The sequence below is a fragment of the Pseudomonas cremoricolorata DSM 17059 = NBRC 16634 genome, from assembly GCF_000425745.1.
In the GTDB taxonomy this organism is placed as follows: domain Bacteria; phylum Pseudomonadota; class Gammaproteobacteria; order Pseudomonadales; family Pseudomonadaceae; genus Aquipseudomonas; species Aquipseudomonas cremoricolorata.
In genome coordinates, this window is sequence record NZ_AUEA01000003.1 from 452,047 (window position 1) to 472,035 (window position 19,989).

Annotated in this window: 15 protein-coding genes and 2 pseudogenes; 13 read left to right on the forward strand and 4 right to left on the reverse strand. The window is 64.9% G+C overall.

What is annotated here, in order from left to right:
• Positions 1 to 99 precede the first annotated feature (99 nt).
• The 8 genes from H618_RS21360 (at position 100) to H618_RS22325 (ending at position 9,864) form a co-directional block, all read left to right on the forward strand.
• Complete coding sequence (locus H618_RS21360; RefSeq protein ID WP_033727520.1) at positions 100 to 1,887, forward strand: ABC transporter ATP-binding protein; 1,788 nt, start codon at positions 100 to 102, stop codon at positions 1,885 to 1,887.
• The gene (locus H618_RS0106525) at positions 1,881 to 3,638 is read left to right on the forward strand and encodes an ABC transporter ATP-binding protein (protein ID WP_028694310.1); all 1,758 of its coding nucleotides are present in this window, start codon (positions 1,881 to 1,883) and stop codon (positions 3,636 to 3,638) included. The genes H618_RS21360 and H618_RS0106525 overlap by 7 nt, the downstream gene beginning before the upstream one ends.
• Entirely contained in the window at positions 3,635 to 4,585 is a 951-nt protein-coding gene (locus H618_RS0106530; RefSeq protein ID WP_050577229.1) for an ABC transporter permease, read from the forward strand. Before H618_RS0106525 ends, H618_RS0106530 begins: the two co-directional genes overlap by 4 nt.
• Positions 4,570 to 5,523 (forward strand): iron chelate uptake ABC transporter family permease subunit, encoded by a 954-nt coding sequence (locus H618_RS0106535; RefSeq protein WP_245586756.1) that lies wholly within the window; start codon positions 4,570 to 4,572, stop codon positions 5,521 to 5,523. Before H618_RS0106530 ends, H618_RS0106535 begins: the two co-directional genes overlap by 16 nt.
• Positions 5,520 to 6,296, forward strand: a complete 777-nt coding sequence (locus tag H618_RS0106540; protein ID WP_028694313.1) for an iron ABC transporter ATP-binding protein — start codon at positions 5,520 to 5,522, stop codon at positions 6,294 to 6,296. The genes H618_RS0106535 and H618_RS0106540 overlap by 4 nt, the downstream gene beginning before the upstream one ends.
• Positions 6,293 to 7,273, forward strand: a complete 981-nt coding sequence (locus H618_RS0106545; RefSeq protein WP_028694314.1) for a siderophore ABC transporter substrate-binding protein — start codon at positions 6,293 to 6,295, stop codon at positions 7,271 to 7,273. Before H618_RS0106540 ends, H618_RS0106545 begins: the two co-directional genes overlap by 4 nt.
• 118 nt (positions 7,274 to 7,391) lie before the next feature.
• Positions 7,392 to 9,623, forward strand: coding sequence for a TonB-dependent receptor (locus H618_RS0106550; protein WP_245586757.1), 2,232 nt, complete (start codon positions 7,392 to 7,394; stop codon positions 9,621 to 9,623).
• 85 nt (positions 9,624 to 9,708) lie between these two features.
• The gene (locus H618_RS22325) at positions 9,709 to 9,864 is read left to right on the forward strand and encodes a DUF2986 domain-containing protein (protein WP_081673721.1); all 156 of its coding nucleotides are present in this window, start codon (positions 9,709 to 9,711) and stop codon (positions 9,862 to 9,864) included.
• 42 nt (positions 9,865 to 9,906) lie between these two features.
• On the opposite strand, the gene H618_RS22330 is transcribed toward H618_RS22325, so the two are convergent.
• Positions 9,907 to 10,143 carry a hypothetical protein gene (locus H618_RS22330; RefSeq protein WP_154660622.1) on the reverse strand — a complete coding sequence of 79 codons (237 nt, stop codon included), beginning with the start codon at positions 10,141 to 10,143 and terminating at the stop codon, positions 9,907 to 9,909.
• 170 nt (positions 10,144 to 10,313) lie between these two features.
• Here H618_RS22330 and H618_RS0106560 point away from each other — a divergent pair, with 170 nt between their 5' ends.
• Entirely contained in the window at positions 10,314 to 10,637 is a 324-nt protein-coding gene (locus H618_RS0106560) for a hypothetical protein (RefSeq protein WP_028694316.1), read from the forward strand.
• 225 nt (positions 10,638 to 10,862) lie between these two features.
• Here H618_RS0106560 and H618_RS0106565 read toward each other — a convergent pair whose 3' ends face one another.
• Positions 10,863 to 11,108 carry a hypothetical protein gene (locus H618_RS0106565; RefSeq protein WP_028694317.1) on the reverse strand — a complete coding sequence of 82 codons (246 nt, stop codon included), beginning with the start codon at positions 11,106 to 11,108 and terminating at the stop codon, positions 10,863 to 10,865.
• Between the two features lie 268 nt (positions 11,109 to 11,376).
• On the opposite strand from H618_RS0106565, the gene H618_RS21365 reads away from it, so the two are divergent.
• Positions 11,377 to 11,589: a hypothetical protein gene (locus tag H618_RS21365; protein ID WP_154660623.1), complete on the forward strand. Its 213-nt coding sequence runs from the start codon at positions 11,377 to 11,379 to the stop codon at positions 11,587 to 11,589.
• Between the two features lie 2 nt (positions 11,590 to 11,591).
• On the opposite strand, the pseudogene H618_RS23430 reads toward H618_RS21365, so the two are convergent.
• Positions 11,592 to 11,879, reverse strand: a pseudogene (locus H618_RS23430) (methyl-accepting chemotaxis protein); the annotation flags it as partial.
• Positions 11,880 to 12,974 (reverse strand): annotated as a pseudogene (locus H618_RS23265) (PAS domain-containing protein); the annotation flags it as partial. It abuts the pseudogene before it with no gap.
• A gap of 664 nt (positions 12,975 to 13,638) precedes the next feature.
• Here H618_RS23265 and tssF point away from each other — a divergent pair.
• The 3 genes from tssF to H618_RS0106595 form a co-directional block, all read left to right on the forward strand.
• Positions 13,639 to 15,402 carry a type VI secretion system baseplate subunit TssF gene (tssF, locus tag H618_RS0106585; RefSeq protein WP_028694319.1) on the forward strand — a complete coding sequence of 588 codons (1,764 nt, stop codon included), beginning with the start codon at positions 13,639 to 13,641 and terminating at the stop codon, positions 15,400 to 15,402.
• Positions 15,403 to 15,719: 317 nt separating this feature from the next.
• Entirely contained in the window at positions 15,720 to 18,461 is a 2,742-nt protein-coding gene (locus tag H618_RS21370; protein ID WP_050577230.1) for a type VI secretion system Vgr family protein, read from the forward strand.
• Positions 18,458 to 19,989, forward strand: a 1,532-nt coding sequence (locus H618_RS0106595) for a DUF6531 domain-containing protein (protein WP_028694320.1), incomplete at its 3' end; no start/stop codon positions are given. The genes H618_RS21370 and H618_RS0106595, both read left to right, overlap by 4 nt.

Here is a 19,989-nt window from a genome sequence, read left to right on the forward strand (position 1 = left end):
ACACGGTTGAAGGTGGACTTGTAGCTGTCTTGTATGGATTTCGCAAATTAGTTTATAGTCATGCAACTAATTAATCCGAGGTCGTTCGAAGCCGCCGCCATGACCCACGCCCACGCCCCCGATCACCCTTCCCGGCCCCTCTCCACCCTGCTCGCGCCGATCCGCGGGCAACTGATCGTCGCCGCCCTGCTGGCGGCGCTGGGTGCAGTGCTGAGCCTGGTGCCGCTGGCAGGTGTCGCAGAGCTTGGCGCCAACCTGCTGAGTGAGCAGGCCAGCCCCTGGAGCAGCGGCGCAATCATCGGCGTCAGTGTCGCCTGCCTGTTCGCCGGCGGCGTGTTCAGCGTGCTGGCCGAACTGCTGGCGCATCTGGCCGACAACCGCATCACCGGGCAACTGCGCCTGGCCCTGGCCCGGCACCTGATGCAGGTGCCGCTGGGCTGGTTCGGTGGGCGCAGCTCCAGCGCGGTCAAGCGCGCTTTGCAGGATGACATCGGCACCCTGCACAGCCTGGTCGCGCATTTTTTCACCACCTTGGGGCGCGTGCTGGGCGCCGTGGTCGCGGCGGTCGGCTACCTGCTGCTGATGGACTGGCGCCTGGCGCTACTGGCATTGCTGCCCTTCCCAGGTTTTGTGCTGTTTCTGCGCCGGGCCATGAGCGCCAGCGCGCAGCACATGGGCGCACTGGGCGAACGCATGGGCGAGCTGGACAACGCGGTGGTCGAATTCGTCAACGGCATGCCGGTGCTCAAGGCCTTCGGCAATCGCCACGACCCGCGCTACCAGCGCGCCGTCAGTGGCTTTGCGCACGCCTTCGACCAGTTCACCCGGCCTCTGGTAGTGGCGATGGCCAAGGCCAATGCGCTGATCGCGCCGGCAACCGTGCTCGGTGTGGTGCTGATCGGCGCGGTGCTGATGGTCGCCCTGGGCTGGATGACGCCGCTGCAGGTACTGCCGTTCGTGCTGGTCACCCCCGGGCTGTGCGCCCCCTTGTTACTGCTGCACGCCATCACCCACGATCTGCACAACGCGGTAGCCGCAGCCCAGCGCGTGCTGGAACTGTTGCACACGCCGGTGCTGGCGCAACCTGTGCGCGCACAGTATCCACGCGACAACGAGCTGCGCGTCGAAGGCCTGGGCTTTGCCTATGACGTGCAACAGCCGATCTTGAGCGGCATCGACTTCACCCTCACCCCCGGCACCACCACTGCGGTGGTCGGCCCGTCCGGCTCGGGCAAGTCGACCCTGGCGCGCCTGCTGCTGCGCTTTCACGACCCCAGTCAGGGCCGCATCACCCTTGGCGGCGTCGACTTGCGGCACATCGACAGCGCCACCCTGTATGGCCACATCGGTTTCGTTCTGCAGGACGTCCGCCTGCTGCGCGCCAGCATCCGCGACAACATCGCCCTCGGCCGTCCCGACGCCAGCCAGGCCGACATCGAAGCCGCGGCGCAGGTGGCGAACATTCACCAGCGCATCCTGCAATTGCCACGCGGCTATGACGCGGTGATCGACGATGACGCGGTGCTTTCGGGCGGCGAGCGACAGCGCCTGAGCATCGCCCGCGCCGTGCTGATCGACCCGCCGCTGCTGGTGCTCGACGAGCCCACCGCAGCCGTGGATGCCGAGGGCGAGGTGGCCTTGCAGAAGGCGCTGGCGCGCTTCGCCGAAGGCCGCAGCGTGCTGGTGATTGCCCATCGCCTGGATACGGTGATGCATGCCGAACAGATTCTGCTGCTCGAGCGCGGAGTGATCTGCGAACGCGGCAGCCACGCCGAGCTGCTCGCCGCCAAGGGCCGCTATGCCCGGCTGTGGGCGCTCGGCGATTACGCCAGCGCACTTGAACACGATTGCGAACAGCCACCGGCACAGGCCCCTGCACCATGCTGACCACCTTGCGTAGCCTGCTCGGCGAGCACACCTCGAAACTGCGCCACTACCTGCTGTGCAGCGTGCTGTACGGTCTGCTCAGCGGCTTGACCCTGTGCCTGCTGGTGCCGATCCTGCGTTGCCTGCTGCGTGGCGAGCTGGGCACGGCCAGCCTATGGCTGCTGGCCCTGGCCTGCGCCATGCTGCTCGGCTGGCGCGGGCGTCTTGTGCTGGAAAGAACTGGTGTGGCGGTGGCCTTCGCCTTGCTGCACGGTGGTCGTCAACGCCTGGGCGAGCACGTCCCGAGCCTGCCGCTGGGCTGGTTCAGCGCCGCCCACACGGCGCGTCTGGGGCAGTTGATCGGGCCGGGCATGATGGCCCTGGCGCAACTGCCGGCGCATGTACTGACGCCGCTGATCAGTGGCGCACTGGCCGTGCTGCCGGTGGTACTGCTGCTGAGCGTGCTGTCGTGGCCGCTGGGGCTGGTGGCGCTGGGCGGTGTGCCGCTGCTGCTGGCCAGCCTGCTGCTCAGTGCGCGTCTGGCGCGGCGCAGCGAGCAGGCCTACACCGCGCACTTTGCCGAGGTCAGCCAGCGCCTGCTGGAATTTGCCCAGGTGCAGCCGGTGTTGCGCGCGTTCAACGCCCAGGGCAGCGCCACCGCCCAGCTCGAGCAGGCACTGGCCGCGCAGCAACGCAGTGCCAGGCGGCTGATTCTGCGCTCGACCCTTGCGGTGGTGCTCAATGGCTGGGTGGTCCAGGGGCTGTTCGCCGCACTGTTGCTGGCCGCCGCCTGGCAAATCGACCCTGGCTTGCCTGCCGATCAGGCGCTGCTGTTGCTGCTGGCCCTGGTGCTGACCAGCCGCTACGTCGATCCGCTGCTGGATGTGATCAACCAGGTCGAGCTGCTGCGAAGCGCCGACGGTCCGCTGCAGGCCGCCGCCGAAGTGCTCGCCGCGCGGCCCTTGCCCGAGCCGCGCCAGCCGCAGTCGCCAGCCCATGCTGGCGTCAGCTTCAGCGGCGTGCACCTGCGTTACGCCGATGATCAAGCCGAGGTGCTGCGCGGTGTCGACCTCACCTTGCCGCCAGGCAGCATGACCGCACTGATTGGCGCCTCAGGTGCCGGCAAGACCTCACTGATGCGGCTGATCGCGCGTTTCTTCGACGCCAGCGAGGGCAGCGTGTGTATCGGTGGCGTGGATGTGCGGGCGATGTCCAGCGAGGCGCTGGCAGCGCAAATCAGCCAGGTGTTTCAAGATACCTGGCTGCAGCAGGGCAGCATCGCCGACAACATCCTCATCGGCCGCCCCGATGCCAGCGCCACCGAATTGCTCGATGCCGTGCAGCGGGCCGGGGTCGAGGAGATCATCGCGCGCTTGCCCGACGGCCTCGACACCCAGGTCGGGGAAGGCGGCGCGCGGCTTTCGGGTGGCGAACGGCAGCGCATCAGCATTGCCCGGGCACTGCTCAAGCAGGCGCCGATTCTGTTGCTCGACGAAGCCTGCGCAGCGCTCGACGGGGAAAACCAGGCCTTGATCGGCCGCACCTTGGCACGCCTGCGCGGACGCTGCACGGTGCTGGTGATCGCCCATCAGTTGTCCACTGTGGCCCTGGCTGATCAGGTCGTGGTGCTGGAAGCAGGCCAGGTGGTGGAAGCCGGCCCGGCGCAGCGCTTGCGCCATCAGGGCGGACGCTACGCCGAGTTCCTCGCGCAGCGCGTGGCGGCCAAACGCTGGCGGGTGAGCGCTGCTGCGCCTGAGTCAGCGACGCCATGATCCGCAGCCACCTGAACTGGGCCGTGGCGCTCGGCGTGCTGTGTGTGCTGTCGCTGCTGATCGGTGCCCGCGCGCTGCCCTGGAGCGGGCTGTGGCAGGGCTCGCCCGAGGCCTGGCTGACCCTCACCGCCAGCCGCCTGCCGCGCCTGCTGGCACTGCTGGTGACTGGCGCAGGGCTTGCGGTGTGCGGGCTGATCCTGCAGCACATCGTGCGCAACCGATTCGTCGAGCCGGCCACCACCGGCGGGCTGGATGCGGCCAAGCTGGGCATTCTGCTGGCGCTGATCAGCCTGCCGGATGCGGGCGTCGGCGTGCGCATGTTCATCGCGCTGAGCGTGTGTCTGGTCAGCAGCCTGCTGTTTCTGGCCCTGGTGCGTCGGCTGCCCGCGCAGCAGACGGTGCTGGTGCCGGTGATCGGCCTGATGTACGGCGGCGTGCTCAGCGCCGTGGCAGAAGGCTACGCCTACCGCCACAACCTGCTGCAAAGCATGCAGGGCTGGTTGCTCGGCGATTTCTCCAAGGTGGTCCAGGGCAGCTATGAGGTGCTCTACCTGAGCGTGCCGGCGCTGCTGCTCAGCTACCTGTTCGCGCAGCGTTTTACCGTGGTCGGCATGGGTGAAGGCATCGCCACCAGCCTGGGCCTGAACTACCCGGCCAGCGTGGCGCTGGGCCTTGTGCTGGTGGCAGTGACGGTCTCGGCCACAGTCATCAGCGTCGGCGCGATTCCCTTCGTCGGCCTGGTGATCCCCAACCTGATCGCCCTGCGCCACGGCGACAACCTGCGCCGCAGCCTGCCTTGGGTCGCGCTGGGCGGGGCCGTGCTGCTGCTCGTCTGCGACATCCTCGGCCGGCTGCTTATCTACCCCTTCGAGGTGCCGATCGGCCTCACCGCAGGCATCGTCGGCGGCGCGCTGTTTCTCGGCCTGCTGCTATGGCAGCGACGTTGATGGCGCGCCATGCGCCGTGGGCGCTGGTGGTGCTGCTGAGCGGCGCCTTCGTGCTGTTTGGCGCCGACTTCGACATGACCTATGTGATTCCCCGGCGCCTGCTGCGCCTGGGCGCCATGCTGGTGGGCGGGGTGTGCGTGGCGTGGTCGGCGATCACCTTCCAGACCCTCACCGGCAACCGTCTGCTGACCCCAGCGGTGATGGGCTATGAGGCCCTCTACCTGTTGCTGCAGGCGCTGCTGGTGCTGCTGCTGGGCAGCGCCGGTGTGGTGCTGCTGGGCGCCCAGGGCAATGTGCTGCTGGCCGCCAGCGTGATGTTCGGCTACTCGTGGGTGCTGCACCGCTGGCTGCTGCGCGAGGGTCAGCACAACCTGTACTTCCTGTTGCTGGTGGGTCTGGTGCTGACCCTGCTGCTCGGCTCGCTGACCCAGTTCGTGCAACTGAAGATCAGCCCCGGCGAGTTTTCCCTGCTGCAAGGCGTCAGCCAGACGTCGTTCAACCGCGTGCAAGGTGCGCAGTTGCTGGTCTCGGCGCTGCTGGTCGGCGCCCTGGCGCTGCTCAACCGCAATCAGCTGAACACCCTCGATGTGCTGGCCCTGGGCCGCGACCAGGCCAGGTCACTGGGCGTCGACTATCCGCGCGTGCTGCGCCAGCAACTGGCGCTGATCGCCGCGCTGGTGGCGATTTCCACAAGCCTGCTCGGGCCGACTGCATTCATGGGCGTACTGGTCGCCAACCTCGCCTATCGCCTGGCGACCAGTTACCGCCATCGCCTCACCCTGGCGCTGGGCAGCGCCCTCGCCATTGTCGTGTTCCTCATCGCGCAACTGCTGGTGGAGCACCTGTTCAATTACAAGACCACAGTCGGCCTGCTGATCAATCTGCTCTGCGGCGGCTACTTCCTGGTCTTGCTGACCCGCCAGCGGAGCCACCGATGATCAGCGTCCACGACCTGCACAAACACTACGGCCAGCGCACGGTGCTCGACGGCATCAGCCTGAGCTTTCCCGAGCGCCGCCTGACCTCGCTGATCGGCCCCAACGGCGCCGGCAAGAGCACCTTGCTGCTGATGATCGGCCGGCTGCTGGAGGCCAGTGCCGGTGAGGTGCGCCTGGCCGGCCAGCCGATCCAGCGCATTGCCAGCAATGCCTATGCACGGCGGGTGGCGACCTTGCGCCAGGCCACCGAGCTTAACCTGCGCCTGCGCGTCGAAGAGCTGGTCGAGTTCGGCCGCTTCCCCTACTGCGGCGGCCGCCTGCACGCCGACGACCACCGCGCGGTGGATCAGGCCATCGCCTTTCTCGGCCTCGATTCGCTGCGCCAGCGCTACGTCGACGAGCTCAGCGGCGGACAGCGGCAAATGGCCCTGCTGGGCATGACCATCGCCCAGGAAACCGACTACCTGCTGCTCGATGAGCCGCTCAACAACCTCGACATGCGCCATGCCGTGCAGATCATGCGCGCCCTGCGCAGGCTGTGCGACGAGCGCGGCTGCACCGTGCTGCTGGTGGTCCACGACATCAACTTCGCTGCCAGCTATTCCGACCACATCGTCGCCCTCAAGGCCGGGCGCGTGCACTGCGCCGGCAGCGTCGCCGAGGTGGTCACCGAAACGCGCCTGCGCGCGTTGTACGAGCTCGACTTCGCCATCAGCTACAGCGCGCGCGGGCCGCTGTGCAACTACTTCAACCCACCCCGAGACTTGTCATGAAGCCGATCCATGCCATGCGCCCCTGGTCACTCACGTTGCTCAGCGCCGTCCTCAGCCTGTCCGGCTGTTTCGACGGCGAGCCATCGTCACACACCGCCGCCCCGCCCGCCCAGGCGCGGGCCCCGCTCAGCGTCGAGCACGGCCTGGGCCGCACCGAGGTGCCGCGACCGGTGCTGCGCACGGTGGCGCTGGACATGAACGAGGTGGATTTTCTCGACCAGTTGCAGGTGCCGATCGCCGCCATGCCCAAGGATTTCGTCCCTGATTATCTGGCACGCTATCGCGACGCCGCCGATACCCTCGACGCCGGGGCCATCGTGCAACCCAACCTCGAGCAGGTGCACGCGGCGCGGCCCGACCTGATCCTGATCACCTCGCTGCAGGCCAACCACTACCAAGCACTCAGCGAAATCGCGCCCACCGTGCAGTACGACATCGACTACCGCGACAGCCACAGCGGCTACACCGAGGTGATCCGCCAGCACCTGACCACCCTGGGAGAGATCTACGATAAACAAGTCCTGGCCGCCGAGAAGATCGCCGCCTTCGACGCCGACCTCGCCCGTGCCCGCGCGGTGACCGCCGGGCGCCCCGAGCGGGCGCTGGTGGTGCTGCACAACAACGGCGCGTTCACCACCTTCGGCGTCAAGTCGCGCTATGGCTTCGTCTTCAGCGAACTGGGCGTGCAGCCGGCCAGCGATGAGCTGGACACCGGCCTGCACGGCCAGCCGATCTCCAGCGAGTTCATCCAGCAGGCCAATCCGGACATCCTCTATGTGGTCGACCGCACCGCGGTGATGGAGGGTCGCCCGCGCCTGAACGCCGAGACCTTGAGCAATCCGCTGCTGCGCCAGACCAACGCCTGGCGCCAGGGTCGGGTGCGTTTCGTCGACCCGCAGGCCTGGTACGTCACCGCGGCCAGCCCGACGGCGCTGTCGCGCATCGTCGACGATGTGATCGAGGGCTATCAGGACTGAAGCCCGCCCAACAGCAGGGACGCTGACGGGTTCGCTCAGGGCTGATTCTCATTCGCCCTTCGACCTCGTCTTGCATTGCCAATAACCATTGCCCACTGACTTCATCGGAGACACGCACGTGTTCAACCGCTCATCACCCCTGCGCGCCATACCCCTCTGCCACCTGCCGCGCACCCCGTTGGCCCACGCCGTACTGCTCGGTCTGAGCTTGTCTGCCACCGCATTGCCAGTGGTTGCCGCCGACCCACACGACACGTCCGCTGCTAGCGAGTCTGCCGCCGCCAAGCCCGCGCCAACCGAACTGGATGCCACCCAGATCGACGCCCAGGCGCCAGTGCCCAATGCCCTGCCGCCCGCCTATGCCGGCGGCCATGTGGCCTACGGCGGCAGGGTCGGCCTGCTCGGCAACAAGGACTTCATGGAGACCCCGTTCAGCACAGTCAACTACACCGACACCTACATCGCCGACCGCCAGGCCCGCGACATCACCGAGGTGATCGCCGCCACCGACCCGGCGGTGTTCAGCAACGGTATTACCGGCACCTACAGCGAGAACTACTCGATCCGGGGCTTTGCATCGAATATCAACGACGTGTCGATCGGCGGGCTGTTCGGCGTGGCGCCGTACTACCGCACCTCGCCTGAGATGTACGAGCGCATCGAGGTGATCAAAGGCCCCTCGGCCCTGCTCAACGGCATGCCGCCGACCGGCTCGGTGGGCGGGGTCATCAACTTGGTGCCCAAGCGCGCAGGTGCCGAGCCGCTGACCCGGCTGACCGGCACCTATCAGTCCGACGCGCAGTTCGGCGGCCACCTCGATGTGGGGCGACGCTTTGGCAGCGAGCAGCAGTTCGGCGTGCGCTTCAACAGCGTCTACCGCGACGGCGACACGCGTACCGACCATCAGCGGGTCAAGGCCGAACTCAACGCCCTGGCGTTGGACTGGCGCGGCGAGCAGGCGCGGCTGTCGCTCGACCTCTATCAGGCCGACGATTTCATTCGCGGGCAGAACCGTGGCGTCAGCCTGGCACCGGGGGTGGCCGTGCCGAAACCGCCAAAACCCGGCACCCTGCTCAACCCCGACTGGGGCTATGTCGAGAGCAAGGACAAAGGCGGCATCCTGCGCGGCGAGTACGACCTCAGCGACCAGGTCACCGCCTATGCCGCGTTCGGCGCCAGCGAAACCCACTACGCCTACAACGGCACCCTGCTGGCCAACGTGATCAACGAGCAGGGTGATTTCCTCACCCGCATGGGCCAGTTGAAGATGGACCTGCACAAGCACAGTGCCGATGTCGGCCTGCGCGGCCACTTCAATACCTGGGGCATCAGCCATCAGTGGTCGGTGAATGCCACACGCTACGCCGACAAGCAAAAGGACTATGGTCGGCGCGAAGTGCCAGGTTTCGACTGGATCACCAACATCCATCACCCGGTCTGGGGGCCAGAGGCGCCTGAACAATGGCCGGCCGTGCAGCATGTGGAGAACCGCCTGACCAGCTATGGCGTCGCAGACACCCTGGGGCTCTTCGATGAGCGCCTGCAACTGACCCTCGGCGTGCGCCGCCAGGAGGTGCGCACCGACAGTTTCGACACGGACGACGGCGCGCGTCTGTCGCGCTATGACGAGAGCGCCAACACCCCTGCCGCCGCCGTGCTGTTCAAGCTCACCGATGAGGTGTCGCTGTACGCCAACTACATCGAAGGCTTGAGCAAGGGCGGCAAGGCGCCGTTCGACGCGCCCAACAGCGACGAGATCTTCCCGCCGTACAAGTCAAAACAGAAGGAAGTGGGGGCCAAGGTCGACCTGGGTACTTTCAGCCATACCCTGGCCCTGTACCAGATCGAGCGCCCCAGCGCCTACAGCGACCCGGTCACGCGGGTCTATTCGTTCGGCGGCAAGCAGCGTAACCGCGGGGTGGAGTGGACCTTCTTCGGCGCGCCGCTGGATGACGTCAGGCTGATGGGCGGCGTGGCCTATGTGTCGCCCAAGCTGGTGGAGACCGACGATGAACAGGAAAAGAGCAAGTACGCCACTGGCATTCCCAAGCTGCAAGGCAAACTCGGCGCCGAATGGGATACCCCATGGATCGACCGTCTGACCCTGACCGCCAACGCCACCTCGATGTCGAAGCAGTACTTGAGCAGCGACAACACCCAGTCCATCCCCGGCCACACCATCTACGACCTCGGCGCCCGCTACGCCCTGGACATCGCTGGCCGCCCGGTGACCCTGCGCGGCACGGTGAACAACGTCACCAACAAGGCTTACTGGGGCACGCCGTTGCTGGCGAGCCTGGCTCTGGGTGAGGGACGCACCGTGCAACTTTCGGCTTCAGTCGATTTCTAGGACCAGCCGCAAGCGGCAAGCGTGATTCACGCTTGCCGCTTGCGCTTGCTGCTATGCTGCGCCCTCGTCCGTACGAGAACCGACCATGAACCGCCGCAAGAAGATCAATCAGCTGCTCAAGGCCAACGCCAAGAAGGCCAGCGCCAAACTGGCCCCGCGCAGCAGCAAGCCCCGCTACATCAGCAAGGCCGACCGCGCCCGGCTCGACGCCGAAGGCGCGGCACCATCAAGCGCCGAGTGAGCACACTCAAGCCGTATCACCGGCGCCGCTAGCCCTGACCGATCATTCGGTGCGGGCGGTGCCGTTGTCCCTTGGCACTTGGGAGTCCTGGTCAGAACCGGGATTGCCCGGCGGCGGGTTCCAGTCCTCGGGGCGCTTGCCCGCAGGCGTATCCCCAGGAGCCTGCTTAGGCTCTGAAGGGGTCTGTTCGAGCCCCGAGCCATGGCCTTCGCCAGTGTCCGGAGTGTCTTTAGCGGGGCCGTTGTTGTCGCCAGTCATGATCGATCTCCACGGTTGCATGCAGGCCATCTGCATATGAAATTTCGGCACCTGCGCTGACCGCTCGGTGCCCCAGACTGGACGAACGGTCGTGGAGCGGACAAGCTGTCGCCTCGTGCGCACTATCGTCTCGGACCATCAAGGCTTCTGCGCCGTTCACCGTGCTTTCGTCATTCAAGGAATTTTCCACCATGAAACGCTATTTCGCCCTTGCCGCCCTCTTCGTCCTGGCCGGTTGCAGCAGCAGCACGCCTGTGCCCAACGTCCCGGATCTCAATGGCAAATGCGATGAAGTGGCCAGCTTCGACATGGCGTTCAGCCGCTTCGACGAGGCGGCGCAGGAGATCGCCCACGGCAGCGGCTGCTTCGTGCAGACCAACACCGCGGCCACCGGCTCGATCAAGCCCAATCCGGTCAAAGGTGAAATGACCCGCCGCGAAGCGGTGCAGGCGAGCATCCAGGCCACGGGCCTGAAAATCACCAACCATCAGCCCGACCAAGTCACTGTCGAATAAAAAAAACGGCGGGCTCAAGGCCCGCCGCATGACTCATTCCGCGCCAGGCGGAATGCCGTCCTTGTTCTTGTCCCTGAGTCGCTCGTGCTCCTCTTCGGTGGAGTGGGCGGGAACGTCAGGTTGTTTCGGGGGTTGCTGCTGTTCGCTCATGGCACTGCCCTCTGCATGGTGTCATGGCATTGGGCAATGCGCGGCGCCGGGCGTTCACAACGATTGGCGCTGTGCTCAGCGCTTGCCCAGCTTCGGCTGGATGACGCTGGTGTAGAGGAAGTAGCCACCAGCGACTTCCAGCACCGCCAGCACGCCGTAACCCACACTGAACATGAACGATGAAGCAATGAATGCGACGGCCACGATGCCAGCGAAGATCTGCAGAATCTGCAGGGTCTTGGCGCTGACCGAAACCTTGCCGTTGACCAGGTAACCGGCGGCCAGGCCGATCAGAATACCTACGATGATGCGTGCGAACATGTCGTCTCCTTTGCCGGCAGCGTGCCGATGATGGGTAGGTCAAGCGGCTCCATCTTGGCACAATGCGCCGACCAGCACGTCACCCGGAACGACACCACAGAGCATCCATCTGCGACACATCCGGGCTCGGGCGAGGCTCTAGTGCAGGCCCGATCGATTCCACCACGCGCCACCATTGGTCATTCCAGCGAGCGTTGTGCGCTGCGTTGTGGTCATAGCGGGTGCAGGCCGGCTTTTCCGGCCTCGTCAGCGAATGGGGAGAGACGACATGGCAGTTACGGTGAAGAAACTCGAAGGCCAGGACATACCCCCCGAGCGCCGCGGCGACGGGGTCACGCAGGTCTTTCGCGTCACCGACCAGCGCGGCACTGAACATTTCCTCGACAGCGACGAGGACGCGGCGAAAATCGCCGTGTCGCTGAGCGAGCCAGCCCCATCGGCAGACTCGCCCAACCTTGAGCCAACTGATCGCGACGATTAACGCGCGATCATGCTCGCCGCCTGCTCGGTGGCCTCGGTGGTGCGCGTTGCCAGCTTGCGGACCTCATCTGCCACCACGGCAAAACCACGCCCGGCCTCACCTGCCCGCGCCGCCTCGATGGCGGCATTGAGCGCCAGCAGGTTGGTCTGGCTGGCGATGCTCTGAATCGTCGCCACGATGCTCGACAGCTTGGCGATGTTGGCCTCGAGGTTTTTCTGGTAATCGGCCTGGGTGTCGCGCAGTGCTTGTTGCTCGTGCTCCAGGTTGATGTCCACCAGCGCCCCGACCACCCGCAGCGGCAGGCCATCGTGACTGCGGCGGGTCTGCCCGCGGGCCCGGAACCAGCGATAGGTGCCGTTGCGGTGCTTGAGTCGGTACTCGATGTCGAAAGGCGTCTTGCCGCTGCGGTCGCTCAAGTGCGCGCCGAAAGCGGCCAGGCTGCGCTCCTTGTCTTCCGGGTGCAGACGCGAGGCCCAGCTGTCCAGCACATCGGGAAACTCCTCGATGGTCTCGAAGCCCAGCAGACGGCGGAACTGCGGCGACCACCAGAACGGGTTGCGCGGGTTGACCGGATCGCCGGCGATCACTTCCATGTCCCACAGACCATCGGAAAGCATCTCGCGGGCCAGTTCGAAGCGGGTGATGATCACCTCATGCTCGCGGTCGCGCTCAAGCTCATCGTGAATGTCGCGCAACGAACCTGCCACGCGGATCGGCGTGCCCTTGCTGTCACGCAGGGTTTCGCCCTGGGCGTAGAACCAGCGGTAGCTGCCATCCTTCATCGCCAGACGGTTTTTCACCCGGTACGGGGTCATCCCGGAGCGGTCGTTCAAATGCCGGGCGAAGGCATCCAATGTGGCTTGTTTGTCCTGCGGGTGCAGGCGGTCGGCCCAGCTCGCGAGCACATTGGGAAAATCGTGCTCGCCTTGAAAGCCCAACAACTGGCGAAGCTGTTGCGACCACCAGAAGACGTTGTGCGGATTGACCGGATCACCGGCAACCACCTCCATGTCCCACAGGCCTTCACTGGATGCGCGGTTGACCAGATCGAAACGCACTTCGTGCAGGCGTGCGGCAGCGCTGGCATCGGCCAGCTCCGCGCTGGTATCGCTGATCTGCTGTTGCAGGTACTCGAGGCGCCGGGCGTGCGCCTGCTCGGTGCCCTGCAACCTGAGCCAGGCGTCGTTGACCGCCTCGGCTTCGGCGCAGCCACTGACCTGCGGCGGGCGATGGTTGACCACCGCCTGAATGAGTTGATGCAGCGCGCGGCGGTCGCGGCGTGGGGCGAGGAAGGTGAACATGGAACGGTGGACCTCTGAAGAAAAAATGGCCGCGTCCCTGGCACCTGAAGGAGTCATCGGCGGCTCCTGAATTTTCTGTAGCATTTTGTTTCATCTATTGATGGCTCGACGCCACTAGCAGACCTGTGGTCAGCGCAAGCGGTTCCAAGCCCCTGGCAAAAGTTCGCTCAGCCCGTTGCGGACTACGGGTGCTCAACACCCTGCCGACTTGCATCGACCGCATGGCTTGTCTAGGGTGGGCGCTTCCGAGCAAGCGCAGGTGACGACCTTGATGCGTGAGTACCGCAACAGCGAACTTGATGGTGGGCAGCGATGACGGGGCTGTGGAGCTGGTTCAGAGGCCTGCTCAGCCGCAGCCCGGCGACTACGCCTGCCCAGCCTGCTGTCAGTAGTGCGCCCTCTGCTTCGTCTGGTCACGGCACACTGCCGGTGGTGCCCCCGACCCTGGGGGATACCCTGACCTACAGTCGTCATGATGATCCCTGTGCGGGCCGCCATACTGGCGGTGATTTTTGTGGCGACGGCGCCAGCTACGATGGCGGGGGCGATGGCGGTGGGGGGGACGGTGGCGGCGGCAGTGATTAGGCGTGCGCTCGGAGTCACCTCTACGCCCCGCAACTTCAATGAACACGCCTTGACCTGAAACGCTTGACCTACTAATTCCGGGTTTCGGAAACGCCCTACAACTTATTATCAACTTCATCGACTAACATCGGCAGCCCTGGCTATTGAACAGGCACGCACATTCATGAAGTTCAAGGACTGTTTCCTGCAGGAGCAAGGTTATCTGCGCCAACTAGGCGATGACTTCGTAAAAGACGACCCGCGCCTGGCACCTTTTCTTGGAAGTTCGGCTTCCGACCCTGATGTCGAGTACTTGATGGAGCACTTCGCCTTTCTCGCCACGCGTTTGGTGATGAAGGTCGAAGATGATCTGCCGGAACTCACTCATCCCCTGCTTCAACTGCATTACCCCAACGCGCTGCGTCCACTGCCAAGCATGACGCTGATACAGTTTCGCCCTGTCGATCACGCGCTCAGCGAAACGCAACTGCTGCCCAAGGGCACTGCGGTGTTTTCACGACCCATCGACGGTACGCGCTGCGAGTTCCGCACCTGTGAAGCGCTACCGGTCGCGCCACTGGAAGTTCGCACCATCACCCTGCAGCCCAGCCCAACGGCGCCCAGGCTGCGCATCGACCTCAACACCCTGTCGGATCAGCCACTGCAGCGCCTGCGCTGCGCCTCGTTGCGCTTTCAACTGGGCGGCGGTAGTCGTAATGCGCTGACGATCTACCAATGGCTGGCGCAGCATCTGCACAAGCTCTACCTGCATGTCGGGCAACGTCGCTTTGCGTTACCTGGCGCGGTGACGTTCGTTGGATTCGAACCTCACGAGGCACTGTGCCCAGGTCCCAACGAGCACCTCGATGGTCACCGGACATTGGAGGAATTCTTCTGCTACCCCGAACGATTCCATGGCTTTCGTATCGATGGCCTGGACAGCTACTGGCCTGATGAGGCCGTTGCCCAGGTGCAACTCGAGTTCTGCTTCGACGCCCCGCTACCGGACGATGTACAGATCGACCCAAGCACGGTTCTGCTCAACTGCATCCCCGCGATCAACCTGTTCAGCCGCTCGGCCGAACCCATCGCGCTTGGCGCGAAGGCCGCTCCGGAGCCTGTAAGAATGAGGCCTCAGGACTGCGCTGAAGACGAAATCTTCAGCCTCGATCAGGTCAGCAGCCAACCCTGCAGAGCCAACGTCGCAGCGCAGATCTACCAGCCCTTCGAAGCCATCGACCGAGCATTTCCCCTGGCTGAAGCGCAAACCTCGCTGTACTACAGGCTCGACATCGAGCACGAACCGGTCAATGACAAGGTCATCCACAAGGTTGCGCTGGTGCAGCACAACCTTGAACCGTGCCTGCACCAGCACGAGCAGTTGAACATCGAGCTGACCTGCAGCAATGGCAATAGACCGCAACGACTGGGCATAGGCGATGTCGGCGGCGTTACCCAGGACACCCCTTCGTTCGTCACCTACCGCAACCTGACCATCCCGACCCGCAGCTATCCACCCCTTTTGCAAAGTGGCGGTGACGGCAAGCATCATTGGGCACTGATCTCCAACCTCTCACCCAACGATCTGTCGCTTTCATCCCCCGCCGCGCTTGCCGCAGTCATCAAGGCCTACGACTTCGTCGGGGAGCACGACGTGCAACAACGACGCCGTACCCAACAGCGCCTGGACGCCATCACGCAGATACACAGCGAGCCCTGCGACTGGTTGATCCGCGGCCTGCCGGTACGTGGCAAACGCACGACCTTGCACATCGATCCGGCGGGTTTCGAGTGTGAAGGCGAGCTGCAGCTGTTCGGCAATGTGCTGTCTCACTTCATGGCGCTGTATGCCAGCAGCCATTCTTTTCATCAGTTGCAGATCGTCAACACGGCCACCAGCGCCTGTCAGCAGTGGCCCGCCCTCAGTGGCCGGCACGCTGTGATGTGACCCGGCGCCCCGATTGAAGGCGGCCCTCTGAAACGATTACGTAATAGTGCTGAACCTAACAGGCAACATGTTGTAACTAACTTGCAGAGGATGGTGTTGCAATGATTCCAATAGCGAGCCACTGACATGAATCAATGATCGCGGTGTGACTTAAAGAGCAGTCGATACAACTAAGGAAACTTCCCACAACTTATTAGGAACGCGTCTGAACTACATGGAAGTGGTTCCCCGGTATGGTCCTTGGCGCCCTGTTCGATGCGCCCTGCAAGTGCTCGATGACAGAGCGCTGCCCAAAGGACTGTCCCGCAGGAGACCGCATGAGCAACGTGCAGGAAGTGCGCTTCACCTTCAGCACCCCGGCCGATGAGGCCATCGCCTTCGATGTCGTGTCGTTCGAACTGACCGAGGGCGTCAGCGAGCTGTACCGGCTGGAAATCGAGCTGGCCAGCTTCACCGATCAGGCCGATTTCGCCGCCCTGCTCGACCAGCCCGCCGTGCTGACCCTCTGGCAGCAGCAACGCCCGGTCCGCCATGTCCACGGCCTGATCAGCAGCTTCGAGCAGGGCAAGACCGGCCATCGCCGCACGCGCTACCGCGCCGTGATCGAACCGCAACTGGCTCGCGCCGCCCTGCAATCGGACTGGCGCATCTTTCAACTGCGCTCCGTGCCGCAGTTGCTCGAGGCACTGTCTGGCGAACGCCGCTGGGGCACCCTCACCCAGTACCTGGTCGACCCGCACCAGCCTCGTGAGTTCTGCGTCCAGGCCGGTGACCTGGACCTGGATTTTTTCTGGCGCCTGTGCGCCGAGGAAGGCCTGCTGTCGATTTTCCAGCACAGCCAGGACAGTCATGGGTTGATACAGACCGATCGCATCCACCAGCTTGGCGCGCTCGAAGGCGAGCCGGTGCGCTATGTCGCCAACCCAGGCGGCCTGCAGCAGCAACCCTGCCTGCAGCATTTCACCTACCGCGAGCAGGTGCGCAGCAGCCGTCAGGTGCAGCGCGATTACACCTTCACCCATCCGCGCTACAACCATGAACACGTCATGTTGCCGCGGCACATGGGCAATCAGCGCGCCGCCTACGAACGCTACGACTACCCCGGTCGCTACAAGCATGACCACGCGGGTAAACCCTTCACCCAAACCAGAATCGACGCCCTGTTCGGCGATACCCGCGTGGCCGAGGTCGCAGGCGACGATGCCCGCCTGCAACCCGGCATTGCCTTTGAACTGATCGGCCACCCCCGCGAGGACATGAACATCGCCTGGCGACCGTTGCGCGTCACCCATCGAGGTCGCCAGTTCACTGCGCTGGAGGAAGATGCCGCGCAGTCACAAGTCGGTACGTCCTACTCGCTCACCGCCACCCTGATACCCGCCGATGTCCAATGGCACGCCCCTGCCCGCCCGAAGCCTGTGATCGAAGGTCCGCAGATGGCCACGGTGGTCGGCCCACCGGGTGAGGAAATCTACTGCGACGAACACGGCCGCGTGCGCGTGCAGTTCCCTTGGGACAGACGCGGCCAGGACGATGAAAAAAGCTCGTGCTGGGTGCGCGTCACCCAGGCCTGGGCGGGGGCCACCTGGGGCCACATGGCCATTCCGCGCATCGGCCAGGAAGTGCTGGTGAGTTTTCTTAACGGCGACCCCGATCAACCGATGATCACCGGGCGCAGTTATCACATCGTCAACCGCCCGCCCTATCGCCTGCCTGATTTCAAGGCACTCAGTCCGATCCGCAGCAAGGAGCACCACGGCAAACGGCACAACGAACTGCGCCTGGACGACACAACCGGGCAGATCAGCGCAGCGCTGATGAGTGATCACGATCACTCGGCGATACACCTGGGCTATCTCACCCACCCGCGCCACGCTGGCGGCAAGCCGCGGGGACAAGGTTTCGAGCTGCGCACCGACAGCCATGGCGTGCTGCGTGCAGGTGGCGGGTTGCTGCTCACCACCGAATCCCGCGTCCGGGCCAGCGAACACCACACAGACCTCGGCGAAACCGCCGAACGCCTGAAGGTGGCGCAGGAGCATCATGCCACCTTCGCCAGCGAAGCCCGCGCTCACCTCGCCCAGGACCTAGGCGATCAGGATGAAGTGGGCGATGCTCTGCTGCTCCAGCACGACGCCATTCGTGGCAACGCCGGCAATCCTCAAGCCAATCGTTTCCCCGAGCTGGCCGACCCGCAATTGGTGCTCGCCAGCCCGACCGGGATCGCCACCAGCACAGCGCAATCGACCCATATCGCCAGCGGCGAACACCTGGGCCTGAGCACTGGCGGCCACACCAGCCTGGCCATTGGCAAGCGCCTGCTGATCAGCGCCAGTCGCGGCGTGCGGCAGTTCGTGCAGAGCATGGGCTGGCGTCTGGTGGCGGCGTCAGGCGACATCGACCTCAAGGCCCTGAAGGACAACATCAACCTGCTGGCCAAGCTCAACGTCACCGTAACCGCCGAACGCATCACCCTGAGTGCAAAGGAAGAACTGATCATCCAGGGCGGCGGCAGCAGCAGCACCTACAACGCAGCCGGCATTCAGCACGCCACGGCGGGCCAGTACACCACCCACGCGACGGATTTCATTTACAAGGGCTCGAAGAGCCTGGGCGCGGTGTTTCCCGAGGACATCCAGGCGAGCGCTGGCGAGCTTGAATTGTTCCAGCACTATGCCAGCCAGCATGCCTATGAGACGGCTGACTACCGCGTGGAAGACGCATTGGGTCAGATGTTCAGCGGCAAACTGAACGGTGAAGGCTTCGCCGGTGTGGCCGGGCTTGCCACCGGGCCGGCAAGCGCGGCATTGGGCGCCGACCCGACCGACACCTGGTCACACGCCAGTGCAATTCAACGCTCGGACGAGTCCGCCGCCAGTCCCGACGCCGTCGACCCTGCCATCGAGGCCGCAGAACAACTTGCGACAACACTGCTCTCAGGCCTTTCGACAGCCAGTCGAGCCGGCCTGGAGAGCCTGTTCAGGCAATCTGAAGCCAATCATGCCCATCAGCAATCCCCGTTGTCAGCCGTCGCGCTCATTGGGAGCACGCGAGCATGACCACATCCCCAGCCCCGCGCGCCGCCGAAACCGCCATCGCCCCCATCACCGACATCGACCTCGAAGACATCACCGAGGCCGCCAACAACGTCGACCTCTGGTTGCGGCAACTGAGCGACAACCACCTGACCCTGGCCACGCTCAAGCAGGCCGCCGACTACGTGCCCATCGCCAACAACATCATGGCGGCGGTGGATGCCGTCAGCGACATCATCGCCCTGGCCGAAAGCGAGCAGAGCGACCCGCTCGATTGGGTCAGCCTGGCCATCAACCTGATCGGCATCATTCCCGTCCCGCCGGCCCTGGCCTTTGCCCGCAAGAGCTTGAGGCCCACCCTGCACTTGGTCCGCCAGCAGCTCAAGGCCAACCCCAGGGCGCCTCTTGGCAATGCCCTGGTCACCGTGCTGGCCGGGCACATGAACGCCACGATCCTTGGCGAGCTCGAGAACTTCGTCACCCAGGCCCAGGCGCGCCTGCCCGGGCTGCTCGAAGACTGCGCGCAGAGCGGCACGGCGATCATCCTGGCGCTCGCAGGCGGCATCGAAGATTTTCTGAGCGGTCAGTTGCAGCCCAGCCCGGTGATCCAGGACGAGCACGCGTCCCTGCTCGACACCCTGGTCAGACACGCGACGCTGCCGCTGGAAGTGGCCACCGTGGCCAGCCTCAATCGCCTGTCCAAACTGCTGCCCACGCACACCCAAAACCTAGGCCTGACCTACGCACACCGCCTACGCAAACTGGCGACCGAGGTGGCACCGAACCTGCGCAGGCTGGCCAACGCAGACACCCCGCACAGCATTGCCCACCTGCTGTCCATGCTGGCGCAGGCAGCCAAGCACAAGCGCACCCACCTCTCGATCAACATTCCGCCGACCGGCACCAAGCAGGTCAGGCACGTCACCCGCCAGCAGCAACTGGGCGCCATCGGCAGGCAGCGCCCGGCGCGGCAGGACCCAGGTGCTGCCAAGAACGGCGCCTGTTCAGGCACCTGCAACTCGATCAGCTTCGCCCGCGGCTCCGAGCAACTGGTACATACCGACTTCGCCCTGCCAGGGCCGTTTCCCGTGACCTGGAGCCGCAACTACCGCTCCAGCCAGGCGGCCCTGGACGACGGCCCGCTGGGCGCGCGCTGGATCACCCCCTTCACCGTATTCTTCCAAGGCATCGAAAACACCCTGCGCCACCAGGCCGCCGATGGCCGCAGCCATGACTACCCGCTGCCCAAGGTGGGCAAGTTCCACCATGACCCGGTCGAGGACATCGTCCTGGTGCGCACCGGCGAGCGCACGCTGTCACTGGCCCGGGGCTACCGGCTCGAAGAATGTTACGAGCAGGTCGGTGATCGCTTCCGCCTCTGGGCCATCCGCCAGCGCGGCGGCGCGTGTATCGCGCTGCATTACGAGCACAGCCATCAGGGCGTGCAGGTGCTCTCTGACCTGCTCACCTACCAGGACGAGCGCCTGCACCAGCATATCCACACGCGCCTCGACGCCAGCGGCCGCATCGAAAGCCTGTGGTCGATGCACGA

Bases quoted from the DNA above. Each gene is read 5' to 3' on its own strand.
- H618_RS21370 (WP_050577230.1), top strand. From the start codon at position 15,720: ATGAGCAACGTGCAGGAAGTGCGCTTCACCTTCAGCACCCCGGCCGAT.
- H618_RS0106545 (WP_028694314.1), top strand. From the start codon at position 6,293: ATGAAGCCGATCCATGCCATGCGCCCCTGGTCACTCACGTTGCTCAGC.
- H618_RS21365 (WP_154660623.1), top strand. From the start codon at position 11,377: ATGGCAGTTACGGTGAAGAAACTCGAAGGCCAGGACATACCCCCCGAG.
- H618_RS0106530 (WP_050577229.1), top strand. From the start codon at position 3,635: ATGATCCGCAGCCACCTGAACTGGGCCGTGGCGCTCGGCGTGCTGTGT.
- H618_RS0106535 (WP_245586756.1), top strand. From the start codon at position 4,570: ATGGCAGCGACGTTGATGGCGCGCCATGCGCCGTGGGCGCTGGTGGTG.
- H618_RS0106565 (WP_028694317.1), bottom strand. From the start codon at position 11,108: ATGTTCGCACGCATCATCGTAGGTATTCTGATCGGCCTGGCCGCCGGT.
- H618_RS0106540 (WP_028694313.1), top strand. From the start codon at position 5,520: ATGATCAGCGTCCACGACCTGCACAAACACTACGGCCAGCGCACGGTG.
- H618_RS0106560 (WP_028694316.1), top strand. From the start codon at position 10,314: ATGAAACGCTATTTCGCCCTTGCCGCCCTCTTCGTCCTGGCCGGTTGC.
- H618_RS22325 (WP_081673721.1), top strand. From the start codon at position 9,709: ATGAACCGCCGCAAGAAGATCAATCAGCTGCTCAAGGCCAACGCCAAG.
- tssF (WP_028694319.1), top strand. From the start codon at position 13,639: ATGAAGTTCAAGGACTGTTTCCTGCAGGAGCAAGGTTATCTGCGCCAA.
- H618_RS22330 (WP_154660622.1), bottom strand. From the start codon at position 10,143: ATGCAACCGTGGAGATCGATCATGACTGGCGACAACAACGGCCCCGCT.
- H618_RS0106525 (WP_028694310.1), top strand. From the start codon at position 1,881: ATGCTGACCACCTTGCGTAGCCTGCTCGGCGAGCACACCTCGAAACTG.
- H618_RS21360 (WP_033727520.1), top strand. From the start codon at position 100: ATGACCCACGCCCACGCCCCCGATCACCCTTCCCGGCCCCTCTCCACC.